The 15,920-nt window shown below is 45.3% G+C and carries 14 protein-coding genes; 8 read left to right on the forward strand and 6 right to left on the reverse strand.

The features are described 5' to 3' along the window. Positions 1 to 7 precede the first annotated feature (7 nt). Complete coding sequence (gene yidC, locus GDZ68_RS15395) at positions 8 to 790, forward strand: membrane protein insertase YidC (protein WP_153723203.1); 783 nt, start codon at positions 8 to 10, stop codon at positions 788 to 790. Between the two features lie 82 nt (positions 791 to 872). Beyond that, positions 873 to 1,121 carry a hypothetical protein gene (locus GDZ68_RS15400; RefSeq protein ID WP_153723204.1) on the forward strand — a complete coding sequence of 83 codons (249 nt, stop codon included), beginning with the start codon at positions 873 to 875 and terminating at the stop codon, positions 1,119 to 1,121. A gap of 37 nt (positions 1,122 to 1,158) precedes the next feature. On the opposite strand, the gene GDZ68_RS15405 is transcribed toward GDZ68_RS15400, so the two are convergent. Further along, positions 1,159 to 2,322 carry an MFS transporter gene (locus GDZ68_RS15405; protein WP_153723205.1) on the reverse strand — a complete coding sequence of 388 codons (1,164 nt, stop codon included), beginning with the start codon at positions 2,320 to 2,322 and terminating at the stop codon, positions 1,159 to 1,161. Positions 2,323 to 2,500: 178 nt separating this feature from the next. On the opposite strand from GDZ68_RS15405, the gene GDZ68_RS15410 reads away from it, so the two are divergent. Then, positions 2,501 to 3,427, forward strand: coding sequence for a M15 family metallopeptidase (locus GDZ68_RS15410; protein ID WP_153723206.1), 927 nt, complete (start codon positions 2,501 to 2,503; stop codon positions 3,425 to 3,427). 644 nt (positions 3,428 to 4,071) lie between these two features. On the opposite strand, the gene cls is transcribed toward GDZ68_RS15410, so the two are convergent. Then, positions 4,072 to 5,523: a cardiolipin synthase gene (gene cls, locus GDZ68_RS15415; RefSeq protein WP_153723207.1), complete on the reverse strand. Its 1,452-nt coding sequence runs from the start codon at positions 5,521 to 5,523 to the stop codon at positions 4,072 to 4,074. A gap of 100 nt (positions 5,524 to 5,623) precedes the next feature. Further along, the gene (locus GDZ68_RS15420) at positions 5,624 to 6,793 is read right to left on the reverse strand and encodes an MFS transporter (RefSeq protein ID WP_153723208.1); all 1,170 of its coding nucleotides are present in this window, start codon (positions 6,791 to 6,793) and stop codon (positions 5,624 to 5,626) included. A gap of 668 nt (positions 6,794 to 7,461) precedes the next feature. On the opposite strand from GDZ68_RS15420, the gene GDZ68_RS15425 reads away from it, so the two are divergent. After that, positions 7,462 to 7,611, forward strand: coding sequence for an Lmo0850 family protein (locus GDZ68_RS15425; RefSeq protein ID WP_153723209.1), 150 nt, complete (start codon positions 7,462 to 7,464; stop codon positions 7,609 to 7,611). Between the two features lie 140 nt (positions 7,612 to 7,751). Here the strand turns inward: GDZ68_RS15425 and GDZ68_RS15430 are convergent, their stop codons facing one another. The 3 genes from GDZ68_RS15430 to GDZ68_RS15440 form a co-directional block, all read right to left on the reverse strand. Beyond that, entirely contained in the window at positions 7,752 to 8,090 is a 339-nt protein-coding gene (locus GDZ68_RS15430) for a zinc ribbon domain-containing protein YjdM (protein WP_153723210.1), read from the reverse strand. Between the two features lie 63 nt (positions 8,091 to 8,153). Continuing rightward, a complete protein-coding gene (locus GDZ68_RS15435) occupies positions 8,154 to 9,335 on the reverse strand; it encodes an FtsW/RodA/SpoVE family cell cycle protein (RefSeq protein ID WP_153723211.1) in 1,182 nt (393 codons plus the stop codon). Between the two features lie 40 nt (positions 9,336 to 9,375). Further along, on the reverse strand, positions 9,376 to 10,560 hold the full coding sequence (locus tag GDZ68_RS15440) for an FtsW/RodA/SpoVE family cell cycle protein (protein WP_153723212.1): 1,185 nt from the start codon (positions 10,558 to 10,560) through the stop codon (positions 9,376 to 9,378). A 234-nt stretch (positions 10,561 to 10,794) separates the two neighbouring features. On the opposite strand from GDZ68_RS15440, the gene GDZ68_RS15445 reads away from it, so the two are divergent. From GDZ68_RS15445 to GDZ68_RS15460, 4 genes are all read left to right on the forward strand, one after another. After that, complete coding sequence (locus GDZ68_RS15445) at positions 10,795 to 11,859, forward strand: D-alanine--D-alanine ligase (protein WP_153723213.1); 1,065 nt, start codon at positions 10,795 to 10,797, stop codon at positions 11,857 to 11,859. Between the two features lie 14 nt (positions 11,860 to 11,873). Then, positions 11,874 to 13,244 carry a UDP-N-acetylmuramoyl-tripeptide--D-alanyl-D-alanine ligase gene (locus tag GDZ68_RS15450; RefSeq protein ID WP_153723214.1) on the forward strand — a complete coding sequence of 457 codons (1,371 nt, stop codon included), beginning with the start codon at positions 11,874 to 11,876 and terminating at the stop codon, positions 13,242 to 13,244. Further along, positions 13,241 to 13,933 carry an alpha/beta hydrolase gene (locus tag GDZ68_RS15455; protein WP_153723215.1) on the forward strand — a complete coding sequence of 231 codons (693 nt, stop codon included), beginning with the start codon at positions 13,241 to 13,243 and terminating at the stop codon, positions 13,931 to 13,933. The genes GDZ68_RS15450 and GDZ68_RS15455 overlap by 4 nt, the downstream gene beginning before the upstream one ends. A 428-nt stretch (positions 13,934 to 14,361) precedes the next feature. Further along, positions 14,362 to 15,888, forward strand: coding sequence for a DEAD/DEAH box helicase (locus tag GDZ68_RS15460; RefSeq protein WP_153723216.1), 1,527 nt, complete (start codon positions 14,362 to 14,364; stop codon positions 15,886 to 15,888). Positions 15,889 to 15,920: the final 32 nt, after the last annotated feature.

The raw sequence follows: 15,920 nt of genomic DNA on the forward strand, positions 1-15,920 counted from the left end.
GAAATCATTGAAGAAGAGAATAGGGCTTGTAAGTTTGTTGGCTATTACTGCTGTGTTTTTGAGCGGTTGTTCTGGAGTGGAAAATAAGACAGGGTTTTTCTACAGTACGTTTGTGCGCCCGATGGCGTGGCTTCTCCATTATCTTGGAGAAATGTTTAACGGAAACTACGGTTTCGCGATTATCCTCATTACAGTCGCAATTCGTTTAATCCTCATGCCTTTGATGCTGAAGAACTATAAAGCTCAACAAGAAATGAAAATAAAAATGGATGCGCTGCGACCGGAAATGGAAGATATCCAAAAGCGAATGAAAGTATCCAAAGAGTCGGAAGATAAAGAAGAGCAGATGAAATTACAGCAGGAAATGATGGGGCTTTACTCTAAACATGGAGTCAATCCGCTGAATATGGGCTGTTTGCCGCTTGTGATTCAGATGCCGATTATTATGGGACTGTATTTTGCGATCCTGTATTCACCGCCTGAAGTAAAGAACCATGAATTTTTATGGTTTAAATTAGGTGAGCCGGATATTATCATGATGCTTGTAGCAGGGGCTGTCTATTTCGTCCAGGCACGCGTATCATTATGGACAATGCCGGAACAGCAGCAAAAGCAAATGAAACTGTTTATTTACATGTCGCCGATTATGATTATGTTTATTTCTTATACCGTCATGGCCGCGCTCCCATTATACTGGGCAGTCGGTGGTTTACTGTTAATTTTCCAGACGTATCTGGGACGTAAATTTTATTATAAGCATGTAGATCCGCCAGTTGCTGAAGAAAAATAAAGACATGAAAGCTGGTGCATACCAGCTTTTTTTATCTGAATTCAGATAAAGGCGGATGTCTGAAGCAGAAAGGAAGACGCGTATGAAGGCAAAGTGGATCATGGGTGCAGCAATTGCAGCGTCTGCTGCTGTATCATTATATTTTATCATTAAGCTGAATCTGGAATTCGCCATTCTTTCCATGCTGATCATGTTCACATTAACGAATGCAGCACGCGCCGTCATGTATAAAAATCAAGGGCTTATAAAAGAGTCCAAATGGATGCTGTGGCTGTCGTTGTTCTTTGCTGCCGGGTCACTTGGCACCTTGATTTATATCTGGATGTTTTAACAATAAAAAGGAAAGGCCGTTTGTTTGGCCTTTCCTTTTATTTATCTGCGGGGGTAATCCGTTGCTTTGACCATAAAATGAGGAATAATGCCGCAACCGAGCATACCGCCATGCTCAGAAAAGCGTAGCGCGGCGACAGGTCGTACAGATAGCCAGCGGGAAATGTCAGGATTGCAACGCTGAGACTCATCGCAACAGCAGCATACACACCTTGTGCTGAGGCAATCAGCGAATGCGGCAAGTTTTTTGAAATATACTGGATGAAAGCAAAATGCGCCATGCCGAATGAGACGGAATGCAGTGCCTGCGTAGCGATAAAAACACTTGTTACAGGGAAAAGGAATATCGCGACCCATCGTACAGTAGATCCAGCAGCTGCAAGTAAAAAAACAGTAGAAGTTCTGACGTTTGCCAATAAACGATCGGCCTGTGTGAAAAAAAGTATTTCAAACAGGACAGCGATATTTAAAATAATACCGATATAAAATCCGTTGATGCCCATATCATCCAAGAAAATAAACCCGTAATTATAGTAAGAAGCATGGGCTCCTTGCAGCAAGATTGAAATGAAGAGTACTAAGACGAATGGTTTATTGGAGAAAAGAGACTTCAGCTGTCCTGAATTTGCGGCGGCAGTATTCTTTATAGGAGGCTGCTGCAGAGCAACAGGGGCCTGCCGGAAGAAAAACAATAAAGCTGCGGCCAAACCGGCAATCATCATATAAAGGATTGCCTGTTCATCCCAAACAGCCGTTGCGATACCGATCAGTAAGAGTGCAATAGTATAGCCAATTGAACCATAAGAACGGCTTTTGCCATAGTGAATACGTTCGCTCTGCATCAACAGCGAAGCGCCGCTTTCTACGCTCGGCAAAATAACAGGATATACTGCGCTGAAAAGAACAGTTAATCCGAATAATACATAAAAAGGGCTTTCAGGAAAATAGGACAAGGCGATGACGAAAGATAGAAGCGTTGTCCAGCGAATGACGCGCAGGAGTGACAGGTTCTGCATGGCAAGCGGGAATAAGAAGAATGTAGAAAACGACCGGGCAATCATGCCGGCGCCCATAATAATGCTCGCATCTGTAACGGACAAACCTTTTGCCGAAGTCAGCCAGCCTGTCCAATAAGGCAAGAAAATTCCCCACGTAAAGAAAAATACAAAAAAGCTCATAGAAAGCCAACGCTGATTGTTCAAATTTGATAACCTCGCAATAGATTTCATTAAATACTAGCTTAGAAAATACTAGCATAGACAGACGAAAAAGAGAAATGATGATACACTAGAGAAAAAGATAAAGCACAGATCTAATTTGTGCGGATAAGGGGAATTGTAGTTTGACAGGGGATTTAGAAAGAAAGCAGGGTAACAATTTATGAAAAAAAGAGGAAGATTCACGGCACGGAAACGCAGTAAAACAAATAAATGGACCAATATAATAGCAGGGATCATTCTACTAATTCTGGCTGGAAGCGTCATTTGGATTGGGGCGAACGGCTGGAACATAGGCACCGCGATTGAAAGTCTGAAAGGTGATCCAGACCGTCCAGATGAGTTTTTAGAAATTGAACCGAAACCAGAAGTGCCGAATACAGATGATATGGAAACAGACCAGGGAAAAACGGACGAAGCAACGAATACTCCGCTTAAGAAAATAGAAGAAGCACCAGCTGCACTGGAAGAAGACCTGAAAGACGGCGAGAAGCCGGAAAAACCGGATGAAGTACAGAAAAAGCCATCTAGCCCGACAGGTTACATTGAGGGTCAGGAACTTCCCAAGGAGCCGAAATACGTAAAAGGGGTATTGGTTGCGAATAAGCAATATCCGCTGCCAAAAGATTTTGCACCCGGTGAGAGTGAAGAAGCGAGAGCGGCGTTTGACGAATTAGCTGCCGCTGCAGTGACTTCAGGGATTAATCTGCAGGCATTCAGTACGTACCGTTCTTATGACTATCAAGTGACGTTATATAACCGCTATGTAGAAAGAGACGGGGAGAAAGCAGCTGATCGCTACAGTGCGCGGCCCGGCTATTCAGAGCATCAGACAGGATTGGCGTTTGACATTGGTGAAGTCAATCACGAAAAGCACTGGGCGTCTACTTCTTTTGGGGATACAGAAGCGGCGAGGTGGCTGGGGGGGAATGCCTATAAATACGGCTTCGTCCTCCGCTATCCTGAAGGCAAAGAACATATCACAGGTTATATGCACGAATCTTGGCACTACCGTTACGTGGGCAAGGATATGGCAGAGCAAATCTTTAAACGAAATATTACACTGGAAGAATACTTGGGAATTAGATAACCGAATAAAAAGCTGTCCGACATGTCAAGATGACAGACCGGACAGCTTTTTTTTATTATAAAATAGATCTGCATCAAAATCGGTTCCTGACGACTTGTTATGTATGTATTGCGAAAATCATGCTGCAGTTTAAACCCGCTTCGGCGCTGGGGGATTGCCTTACGCAGTGAGCCAGCTGGCGAAGAACGCGCCTCACTGCCTTAATTTCTGCAAATAGCGCAGAAATACGGCAAAGCGGACCCTTCGCTGTTCGCTTAGCAACGGCTAACTCCGCAGTTGCGCCTTCGCTGGTGTGTAGAATGTATGACATGTTGCTTTCTTACAGAGTAGCGTGTTGAGTTGATGTGTTACCGTTGCTCAACTTTACAAACGCATTGATCACAAAAACTTAAGCCTTTGCAGAATGATAAGTATTGCATGAAACACCTAACCTATCGTAATCATTTCAAATATGATGCTCATACTGCCTACTCACATACAAAGTATTAAAACACCAGCCAGTGTACCGCGGGCCCGCAAGACACGCGTCCGCCTGGAACGCAGGGAAACGGTATCCCTCCACTCCCATCTTGTCCTACGCAATCACAGTCAAATCTTAAACTGCTCATGAAATAGACTGTCAAGCACATGTTCTGGTGAAGAGCCTATAAAATAGGTGATAATAAACGGGAAACGGATTCTTTGACCTTAATGAAACGCTCGCGGTTGAGATAGTCTTCGTACGTCAGCTCGGTGCAGAACTGAATGTCCTTCTCGAAGATTTCCGCTAGTTCATGAGATTTTTCACGATCATAGATAAAGGCATTCACTTCAAAATTCAAACGGAAACTCCGCACATCAAAGTTTGCGGTTCCAACTGTAGACACTTTATCATCCACGACAATCTGTTTAGAATGGATAAAACCATTTTCGTAAATATATACTGTTGCCCCGGCCTTCAGCAAAAGACCGACATTTGAATAGGTCGCCCAATAAACAAACATGTGATCAGGTTTATTCGGAATCATAATGCGTACATCCACGCCTGATAGACAAGCAATCCGCAAGGCGTCCAGCACACTGACATCGGGGATGAAGTAAGGTGATTGAATATAGATATACTCTTTCGCCAAGAAAATCATTTTAAGATAACCGTCTTTAATATCTTCCCATTCAGAGTCGGGCCCGCTCGAAACAATTTGGACGCCGACAGTCCCTTTGCGCGGAATAGCCGGGAAAAAACGTTCGTCATATTGAACGTTTGTTTTTACGGCAGCCTGGTTCCAATCTAATATAAAGCGTGTCTGCATCGGATGCACAGCGCTTCCTTCCATTCGTAAATGCGTGTCGCGCCAGTACCCGAACTTCTTGCTTAAACCGAGATATTCATCGCCGACATTAAAGCCGCCGATATAGCCGATGCGTCCGTCGATAATGACGAGCTTGCGGTGATTTCGATAATTCAGCCGTGGATTGATCAAGGGCATGGTGGCAGGGAAGAAAGCCGCCACTTCTCCTCCGCTTTCTGTTAATTTATGAAGATGTTTGACGTGAAGGCCTCTGGAACCAATATCGTCAAACAGCATGCGCACCTTAACACCAGCTTTCGCTTTGCGGCATAAAACATCTACGATTCGCGTGCCGATGCCATCCAGACGGAAGATATAATACTGGATGTGGATATGATCTTTCGCATGCTCCAAATCTTCTATTAACGCCTCAAACTTATCTTTTCCATCCGAAAAAATCTGCACATCATTGTCCTGCGTAAGGACTGAATGATTGTTTTTTAAATGAAGATATATCATATCGTAATAATCTTCCGTGTCGGTCTTTAAAAATTCAAAGGACTCATCTTCTATCGCCTCTAGTTGATAATCGATAAGTTTCTCAATTCCAATCTTACTCCTGCCTTCCCAGCGGAATAAATGTTTTTCCCGGAGTTGGCGACCCAGCAATAAATAAATGAGGAATCCAAAGATTGGGATGAAAAATAAGACAAGGAGCCATGCCCACGTACTCGCCGGATCCCTGCGCTCGAGAAAGATTAAAGCAATTGCCAAAAAGATGTTGATGATCAGCGTACTTGTGATCATTATACTAATCACTTGCGTCATAAGCTTCCTCCCATGAACGTTATGCTATTCCTATAGTATAGCGGAGTTAGCAGGAAAAGAAAGGATAACCGAATGGATTGATTGCCAAGCCTGCTGCATATTAAGAAGCTGAGGCCTCTTTCAATGAATACTTGGATTTCCTGAAAAACCATACGAGAATGATTGATAAAAGTGCAATAACAGCGGAAATGAAATACATATTTCCGGCCTGCACCGTGAAGATCCACGTAAACAGCAAGGGCCCGATGATCCGTCCCATATTGTCCATCGAGTAGGAAAGGCCGGCAGCTGTTCCGTACATCCCGCCTGCTTCTTTCGTAGTCAGGGAAACGAGCACGGTCCGGACAAGTGCATTTCCGGCAGTGAATACACTCATCGCAAAGCCTGCCCAAATTAAGTTCGTTGAAAACGGGATCAGACATAAACCGATCGCCGTAACGACTTGGGCAACAATAATCCAAGATGTTTCCTGTCCGTTCTTAACACGCCGCACGACTCCGCCCTGAATCGCGGCATCAACTAAACCGCTTGCCATGAATAAATAGCCGAGCTGCAAAGGTGTAATGTGAATTTTATCAATCTGAAACAGCTGGAAAGTCGATTCAACCCCCGCTAATAAAAACGTAATGATGAAAGAAGTGATAAACAAGTAACGAATGCGGTATGTCCAAAGTGTCGAAGCACCTTTTGGAAGAATGGCCCGTTTATTCGCCGTGTTGTGTTTCTCCGGTTCTTTCAAGATGATGAATGCATAAATTGTCAATAAAAGTGTCAGAGCTCCTGAAGCGATAAATGGAACTTGCAGATGGATATTTCCAAGGATTCCTCCGATTGCCGGTCCGAAAATAAAGCCGAGACCAATCGACATGCCGAGCAGACCCATATATTTATTACGGTTTTCTTCCGTCGTCAAATCAGCAACAAAGCCGGTGACTGCAGTGTAAAGCGCGCCTGAAAAAACACCCCCGACAATGCGCGATACATACAGCAGTACTAGATGATTCATGAACGCGGAGAATAAAAAGAAGCTGGCGCTGAATCCCAGCAATCCAATCATGATTAATTTTTTTCGGCCTGTGCGGTCAGACAGAGCACCCCACAGCGGCGCAGTGAAAAATGAGGACAGTGCATAAATAGTCAGCAATCCGCCAACGTGAACCTCAGAATAGCCTTCCGCCAGGATAACTTCCGGTAAAATAGGAATAATGATGCCGAACCCTAAATAAACAAAGAATTGCACAGACATCAGCAAGAGTATCGTTTTCTTCATAGCAAACCTGCTTTCTGCGTATATTGTGTCTTTCACATCGTACGATGAATGCGGAGAGCGTTCAAGTATGGAGAACAGTTTAATTCCGAATAAAGAACCGGCAGCAAAATATCGTGTAAAGCGGCCTTTGCTTCTTATTTTATGACTCTTCACCAAAACATGTGCTTGACGACCTGTCACGTGCATTTTGGCAGTGTGTGGATGTAATATGTGCGGATTTCGTTTCTCGACTTTGTAGGGATGTTAATTGAAGTTGAGTTTGCAGTTTAAACGGTCGACCCCGCAGTTGCGCCTTCGCTGGTGTGGAGAAGGTATAGCATATTGCTCTTTTGCAATATGCAGATTTAGTTGGTGTGTTTTCGTTTCTGGACTTTGTCTACAGCATCTCGCCTCCTTTGTATAAATTCACCCTACTATACGAGTGGGGGTACGCTGGAGTTTTTATTTCACCCAATTCAGACTAAAACTTTGCAAAAAATATACAATTGTAACATAAATGAAAGATTAAAACTCCTTTCAGAGTGGTATGATAGGGATAACAGAGTCAAAGACGTAAAAATCGAATGGTCTGAGAGTCTGATGTCTTAAAATTGACACAAGATTGATCCGAAAAACCAGAACATCATGAACAGACAAAACGTCTATATTATTAACTCAGGAAGGTTGAGGTGGAAGAAGTGGCTAAAGAAATGGATATAAAGAAGATTATTTCCAACTTGGCAAAGCTTGGCGTTTCCGCAACACTCACAAAATCTAGAAGTGACATGCTGCAAGCCCTGACGCCTGTCGTACAATCACCGCCCGTACAACCCAATTAAATGTAATCTGTAACAAAAAGATCGCCCCCGACGCTTTTCGGAGGCGATCTTTTTGTATGATTTGAATTATGCCTTTCAAAGTCGGAATAAGATTTTGTGGTTACTTATCTCAACTTTGCAGCAGAGAGGATATCAGCCTTTTAAATCTTCTTGACAAACTCCGATTTCAGCTGCATCGCGCCGAATCCGTCGATCTTGCAGTCGATGTTGTGGTCACCGTCGACTAAACGGATTCCCTTCACGCGCGTCCCCATCTTCAGCGCATTAGAACTTCCTTTCACTTTCAAGTCCTTAATCACGCTGACCGTGTCGCCGTCCTGCAAAACATTACCGTTTGCATCTTTCACTACAGCATCTTTCTCGGCTTCTTCCGTAGATTCAAGCGTCCATTCATGAGCGCATTCCGGGCAGACCAGAAGGTTTCCGTCCTCATAAGTATATTCGGATCGGCATTTTGGACAATTTGGCAGTGTTGACATAAAAAAACCCCCTTTCCTATACAGTTTACACAACTTGTAACTGTCAGGGAAGGAGGGGTCAGCTTATTCATAATCCTTGGACGCACGGAACATCGTATTGCGGTGATGGAACTTCATACTGAAAATCAGCCCGATAGCCAGCATATTTCCCATCAGCGAACTGCCGCCATAACTAATGAACGGAAGCGGAATGCCGGTGATAGGCAAAAGCTGGATTGTCATCCCGATATTTTCGAATACATGGAATGTGATCATCGCAATAATGCCGGCAGAAATATACGTGCTGAACGGATCTTTCAGTTCGAGCGTAATCTTTGTTAAATGATAGATCAGAATGAAAAACAGGCAGATAATCAAACTGGTTCCGATAAATCCCCAGTCTTCGCCAATCGTTGTGAAGATAAAATCGGTATGACTCTCCGCTACATAAACTTCTCTGCCTTTGTAACCCTTGCCGAAAATCTCTCCCGAACCAATCGCGTTCAACGAAGTAATCAAATGCATTCCTTCATTCGAAGCGTAGGAATAGGGATCAATCCAGGAATAGATACGTTCAAACTGATACTTCTTGAATCCGAGCTTCAACAGAAAATCCTGCGCGTACAGCGCCATCAGCAGCAAAGTGCCTCCTCCGACAAATCCGCCGATGAAGATAGGGCCGATGATTTTCCATGAAATCCCCGAAATGATGATCAGGGCAGCGGTAATAGCCAAAAATACAAGGCCGGTCCCTAAATCAGGCTGCAGCATAATAAAGAGCAGCGGCACAAGCAGTACACCGCAAATCTTGGCGAGCAGCATGCCGTCTGTCTTCAGTGTTTTGACGAGATACTTTTCATGATGCTGCGTGATCAGGCGGGCGAGCGCGATAATAAAGAAGGTTTTCATGAACTCTGCAGGCTGGATACTTCCAATCGGCAGATGAAACCAGCTCTTCGCACCGTTCCGCCGGGCGACTAAATCCATGCTTTCCGGCAAGATAAACAGCATCAGCAATAGGAAAATTCCTGCACCATATATCCACCAGGCTGCCTTGAAATACTGTTCCGGCTCAAAATACATGGTTACCGCAATAATAAATGCACCGACGATATACCATTGAATTTGTGAAGGTACAAAATTGATTGTATACTGTCCCGTTGTTTGTGCGGATGAAATCGCAATGACACTTACCGTGCAGAACAGCAGTAAAATAAAAGCCAACGTCCAATCGAAACGTTCAAGCGGTTTATTATATATTTTCATGATGGTCACCTTTTAGGTTTAGAATGGACTGTCATTTATGTTAATTATCATCGTCTGAAGCGAACATATACGTTCGATGATGGAACTTCATACTGAAAATGAGCCCAATCGCCAGCATATTACTGAACAGTGAACTGCCTCCGTAACTGATAAACGGCAGCGGAATCCCTGTGATCGGCAGCAGCTGGATGTTCATGCCGATATTTTCAAAAACGTGGAACGCAATCATCGCAATGACGCCTGTACAGACGTAGACGCTGAACGGATCATGCAAGGATAGGGCGACTTTTGTCAAATGATAAATTAAAACGAAATACAAGGTAATCACGATGCAGGCTCCAATAAAACCGTACTCTTCGCCAATTACACTGAATATGAAGTCTGTGTGATTTTCCGGAATATAGACAATCCGGCCAAGAAAACCTTTTCCCGTCAGCTCGCCTGAACCGATTGCGGTCATCGCGGTGATGAGATTGTAACCTTCATCGGTCGGGTAAGAATACGGGTCGAGCCATGAATAGACCCTTTTAAATTGATAAGGGGAGAACCCGATTTTGTCTAAAAAATCCTGTGCGTAGATCGCCATCCAGAGTATCCCTGCGGCAGTGGCGGCACCGATTGAAAAGATCGGCATCAGAAGCTTCCATGAAATCCCTGACACAATGACGACAGCCGCGGTAATCGAAATAAAGACCAGAGAAGTCCCCAAGTCCGGCTGTTTCATTATAAAAAACAGCGGTACGACAAGCATGAGAGCAATTTTTCCGAGCAGCTTCAGATCTGACTGAATGTCCCGCTGAAGTACTTTTTCATTATGCATGCTGACCATCCGGGCCAGTCCCAGAATAAAGAAGGTTTTGATGAATTCAGCAGGCTGAATCGTGCCGATGACCGGCAAATGCAGCCAGCGCTTCGCATTATATCGCATTTCTGCAATCTGTCCCTCTCCTCCCGGTGCGAGCATAAGGAACAGCAGTAGAAAAATCCCGAATCCATAAAAGTACCAGGCGGCTTTCTTATATTGCTCGGGCTCGAAATACATCACCATCGCAACGATGAAGGAACCAAGTACATACCATCGGACTTGTTTGATGACGAAGTTCTGTGTATATTGCTCTGAAGTTTGAGCAGATCCAATGACAACTAAACTAATAATCCCGAATAACATAATAATAAAGGCCAGTGTCCAGTCGAATCGTTCACCGAGCCTGTTTGTTTGTTTCAATTAAGAACTCACCTTTTCTTTAGCTGTCATTCTCCTAGCTAGTATAATCTGTTATTACAATCTCTTATTATATCGTATATGTTTTTAAGAAGTACACTGATTAATGGACGCATAGTGAAATGATTAGTTTCGGTATTCGCCAAAAAGAATACCGGCCGCTAGTTTTTCGTTCATGAACGGGCGGTTTTCATGGTAAACTGTATGAATGAAATCTACGGAATGCGAGGAGATCAAATGAAAAAACGATTAGGGTTAGTATATGGCGGAAAATCCGCAGAACATGAGGTGTCTCTTTCAACAGCACGCGCAGTAACACAGGCGCTTGATTTGGAAAAATATGAAGTGCTGCCAATTTATATTACGATGCAGGGAGAATGGCTGAAGGGTGCGCCGCTTGAAGGGCCGGTCGATGAGATGGAAACACTTCGCCTGAAAAAAGAAGGAACACCGGAGCCTGATCATATCGAAGGCTTTCTGGCAGGCGATATGCCAGACGTAATTTTGCCGCTGCTGCATGGAACAAACGGGGAAGACGGCACGGTGCAGGGATTGTTTGAAGTGCTGAATCTTCCATACGCAGGCAACGGGGTGCTTGCTTCATCAGCGGGCATGGATAAGGTTGTCATGAAGCAATTATTCGCACAGGCCGGTCTGGCGCAAGTGGAATATGTGCATTTTATTCGCAGCGCCTGGCAGGATGATGCGGAAAGTTTACTGGACATGGCGGAAAAAACACTGCCTTATCCGATGTTTGTCAAGCCTGCAAATCTGGGATCAAGTGTCGGCATCAGTAAAGCGGATGACCGTGAATCATTACGAAAAGCGATCGAGCTTGCATTGAAATTTGACCGCAAAATCATCGTGGAAAAAGGAATTACGGCACGCGAAATTGAGATGGCAGTTCTCGGCAATGACCACCCGGAAGTTTCGATTGCCGGCGAAATTCGTCCGGTTGCAGAGTTTTATGACTATGAAGCAAAATATCAGGATCAAAGCACAGAGCTTTCAATTCCGGCTGAAGTTCCCGTTTCTGTCGCGGAGCATATGAAAGATATGGCGATCCGCGCATTCAAAGTATTGGATTGTGCAGGACTCGTCCGCGCAGACTTCTTTGTGACTTCAGATAATGAAGTGCTGATCAATGAAGTCAATACGCTGCCGGGCTTTACGCCGACGAGCATGTTCCCGCTGCTTTGGCAGAAATCAGGAGTCGCGTATCCGGATTTAATTGACCGATTGATCGATCTTGCCATTGAACGCCATGCGGAAAAACAACAACTGCATTATACAATGGACTGAGCGGAGGATATAACGTGAAACGAAGACTAACTAGAATTCAGCAATGGCTGCAGGCTGACGGGCAGCACATCGGCGGGCAGCTCATCACAGGCGTCTGTATCGATTCACGCAATGTGCAGGCGGGAGATCTGTTCATTCCGTTTCGGGGAGAGCAAGTGAATGGGCATCGTTTTGCTGAAGGAGCGATTGAGCGCGGTGCAGCCGCGGCTCTTTGGCAGAAAGATGAACCGAACCCGCCAGCGCATCTTCCTCTCTTATTTGTAGAGGATGCAGAACTGGCTTTGCAGCAAATGGCACGGAGTTACCGGCAGGAACTCAAATGTAAAGTCATCGGGGTAACCGGCTCGAACGGCAAGACGTCAACGAAAGATTTAATCGCCGGTGTCTTGTCTCCGTATTTCAGCGTCAAGAAAACGGAAGGTAATTTCAATAATGAACTTGGCCTGCCTCTGACGCTGTTAGCTGTGGAAGATGAAACCGAGATAGCCATTTTAGAAATGGGCATGAGCGGGTTTGGAGAAATCTCTTTCTTAACGACACTCGCCGCTCCAGATTTTGCGGTCATCACAAATATTGGGGAAGCGCATATGCAGGACCTCGGTTCACGTGAAGGCATTGCGAAAGCAAAATTTGAAATCATTGATGGTCTGTCCGAAGACGGAATCCTTTTATACGATGGCGATGAACCGCTGCTGCGTACGCTGACGGCTGGCAAGCCTGCTGTGCAAAGTGTTTCATTCGGCTATGGACAGGCGGATTTGACGGTAGGGGAAGTTCATTCGACGGATCAAGGAAGTTCGTTTGACGTAACGGGCAGGCTGCAGGGTCAGTTCACAATTCCGGTATACGGCGCGCATCAGGTGAAGAACGCATTAGCAGCAATGCTGATTGCCAATAAACTCGGGCTGACGGATCAGCAGATTAAAGTCGGGCTGCAGCAAACAGCGCTGACCGATATGCGAATGCAGCCGGTTGCCGGTCTGAACGGCTCGCTGCTCATCAATGATGCCTACAACGCAGCACCGACTTCGATGCGTGCGGCATTCCGTTTTATAGAAGACACATCAGTGCGTCAGGAAAAATGGCTCGTCCTTGGAGATATGCTCGAATTGGGAAAAGAAGAACAGGCGTATCATGAAGGCCTCGCGGAGGATTTGCTGAAAATGGACCTTGCGGGAGTTGCGCTGCTCGGGAGCCGGATGAAGTGGCTGGCAGATAAGCTGACGGACTTTTCAGGCGAAGTCATGTGGACGGCAAACGACGCGGAACTGATTGTGGAAGCACTGCGGCCGAAATTGACGAAACAGACCGTTGTGCTGTGCAAAGGTTCAAGAGGAATGAAGCTGGAGCGGATTATCGACGCGTTGACAGAGGGAAGACAGTGAAGACAGGCGTACTGTTTATCCATGGTTTTACCGGCGGTCCGTTTGAAATTGCCCCGCTTAGACAGTATTTGAAACAGCATACGGACTGGGAAATAGCAGTACCGGTTTTGCCGGGGCATGAATTAGGGCGCAATCTGCAGGAAGGCTCTGCTGCTTCCTGGATCATGGCGGCGGAACTGGAACTGCAGCGGCTGATGAAAGAAACGGACCGCGTAATTGTCATTGGATTTTCTATGGGCGGTTTGATCGCGATGTATCTGTCCCTGCGCTATCCAATTGATAAACTGGTTTTGCTGAGTGCGGCGGCCAAATACATAAGCCCGCGGATTCTCGTGGAAGACGCAAAAGTAGTGATGAGAACTTCGAAGAGCGGCTGCTATCCTGCAGATTCTTTTTATCATCTGTACAATTACAAGTTGACACATACGCCGGTTCGTGCAGCGCTTGAGTTCTTAAAAGTAGTCCGCCTGGTCCGCCCGTATCATCATGATGTTCGGACACCTGTCTGTATTGTTCAGGGAAAACGGGACGGTATTGTACCGGCTGTCACAGCGGATCTGCTTTACGAACAGCTTGGCTCGGATGAAAAACAGCTGATTTATTCAGAGCACGGAAAGCATCATATTTGCTACAGCAATGACCGGTATGAATGGTTTTCCAGAGTGCTGGCATTCCTCTCAAAAGACTGATTAATGGAACTTAAGCTGATTCGTTGCAGTCTGGCGCCGGCCGTGGTAAACTCATGAGAGGAATTGGATACATTTACACGGCACTCTTCCGTTTTTCACGGAGAGTACTTTTTTTTGAATAAAACGGTGGATTATCGGACAAACTAACAATGATTTGTCGATCCAACCGCTCGGCAAGGACCGAGCTTTCCTTGTATGTCACAGGTTTAACCATTGTGCTTCTTAAATAAATCTGGACGCAATTACGCCGAGGCGTGATTGATATGACCCCTCTCCATCCGCAAAAATGCTCCTGTGAGTTTTTTAAATGCCAGAGATGGTTCTATCGGAAATGCTCCCACTTTCAAAGTATATGGCTCGAAGTTGCCGCGCTTTCATTTGCAAATGTAACCAATTGTCAAATGAAGAAATAAAGGAGAATGAATATTTTGACGAAGTTTTCAGAATTGAATATTAGTGAAACAACACAGAACGCCTTGCTGCGCATGGGGTTTGAAGAAGCAACACCGATCCAGGAAGGTACCATTACATTTGGTATGGAAGGCCGCGACGTAATCGGTCAGGCTCAGACAGGTACAGGGAAAACTGCAGCTTTCGGTATTCCGATCATTGAAAAATTGGACCCTAAAAGCCAGGCAGTTCAAGCGTTGGTCATCGCACCGACTCGTGAATTGGCTATCCAGGTATCAGAAGAAATCTATCGTGTAGGTTTCGGCAGCCGTGCGAAAGTACTTTCCGTATATGGCGGACAGGAAATCGGACGTCAAATCCGTGCGCTACGTAATAATCCGAACATCGTAGTTGGTACACCAGGACGTATCCTGGACCATATCAACCGTAAAACATTGAAGCTTGATAACGTTCAGACACTTGTCTTGGACGAAGCAGATGAAATGTTGAACATGGGCTTCATTGAAGATATCAACACCATTCTTGCAAGTGTACCGGCTGAGCGTCAGACATTGCTGTTCTCAGCAACGATGCCTGCTCCGATCCGTAAAATTGCAGAAACATTCATGAAGAATCCTGAAATGGTGAAAATTAAATCAAAAGAAATGACTGTTGAAAATATTGAGCAGTTTTTCGTGAAATCACATGAACGTGAGAAGTTTGATATCCTTTCAAGATTGCTTAACGTTCACCAGCCTGAATTGGCGATCGTCTTTGGCCGTACAAAGCGCCGGGTAGATGAACTTGCACATGCACTTAGCATCCGCGGTTACTTAGCTGAAGGAATCCACGGTGATTTAACTCAAGCGAAGCGTATGTCAGTATTGCGTCAGTTCAAAGAGAATAAAATCGATGTGCTTGTAGCGACAGACGTAGCAGCACGCGGTTTAGATATCACTGGTGTGACACATGTTTACAACTTTGATATCCCTCAAGATCCGGAAAGCTATGTACACCGTATCGGACGTACAGGCCGTGCAGGTAAGAGCGGAGTGGCGGTTACATTCGTAACACCTCGTGAAATGGGCTACCTTCGCATCGTTGAGGAAACGACTAAGAAGCGTATGACTCCTTTACGTCCGCCGACATCTGATGAAGCACTCATGGAACAAAAGAAAATAGCGGTAGAATCTTTAGCTGAAGCGGTTGAACAAAATAACTCAGAAGACTATGCAGGACTTGCAGGACAGCTTCTTGAGAAATTTGATGCGAAAGATATCATCGCAGCAGCTCTTCGTTCATTAACGAAGGATGTGGATGAGACTCCTGTAACTATTACAGAAGAGCGTCCTCTTCCATCACGCAGAACTTCTTCGGGCGGCAATCGTGGCGGCTATAAAGGCAATCGCAGCGGCGGCAGTGGCGGACGCTCACAAGGCGGACGCAGCAGAAACTTCAGTGGTGGCGGTGCAGGCGGTTCAAGACGCAGCAGCGGCCCGCGCGACAGCGGAAGAAGAGACGGCGGTTCACGTCGCAGCAGCAGCAGTAATCGTTCAGAACGATAAGAAAAAGAATATATTGATCCGGGTTTGCTTCT

Origin of the sequence: Sporosarcina cascadiensis (assembly GCF_009650995.1) — a bacterium.
Classification (GTDB): domain Bacteria; phylum Bacillota; class Bacilli; order Bacillales_A; family Planococcaceae; genus Sporosarcina; species Sporosarcina cascadiensis.

Bases quoted from the DNA above. Each gene is read 5' to 3' on its own strand.
- GDZ68_RS15400 (WP_153723204.1), top strand. From the start codon at position 873: ATGAAGGCAAAGTGGATCATGGGTGCAGCAATTGCAGCGTCTGCTGCT.
- GDZ68_RS15410 (WP_153723206.1), top strand. From the start codon at position 2,501: ATGAAAAAAAGAGGAAGATTCACGGCACGGAAACGCAGTAAAACAAAT.
- cls (WP_153723207.1), bottom strand. From the start codon at position 5,523: ATGACGCAAGTGATTAGTATAATGATCACAAGTACGCTGATCATCAAC.
- GDZ68_RS15420 (WP_153723208.1), bottom strand. From the start codon at position 6,793: ATGAAGAAAACGATACTCTTGCTGATGTCTGTGCAATTCTTTGTTTAT.
- GDZ68_RS15430 (WP_153723210.1), bottom strand. From the start codon at position 8,090: ATGTCAACACTGCCAAATTGTCCAAAATGCCGATCCGAATATACTTAT.
- GDZ68_RS15435 (WP_153723211.1), bottom strand. From the start codon at position 9,335: ATGAAAATATATAATAAACCGCTTGAACGTTTCGATTGGACGTTGGCT.
- GDZ68_RS15445 (WP_153723213.1), top strand. From the start codon at position 10,795: ATGAAAAAACGATTAGGGTTAGTATATGGCGGAAAATCCGCAGAACAT.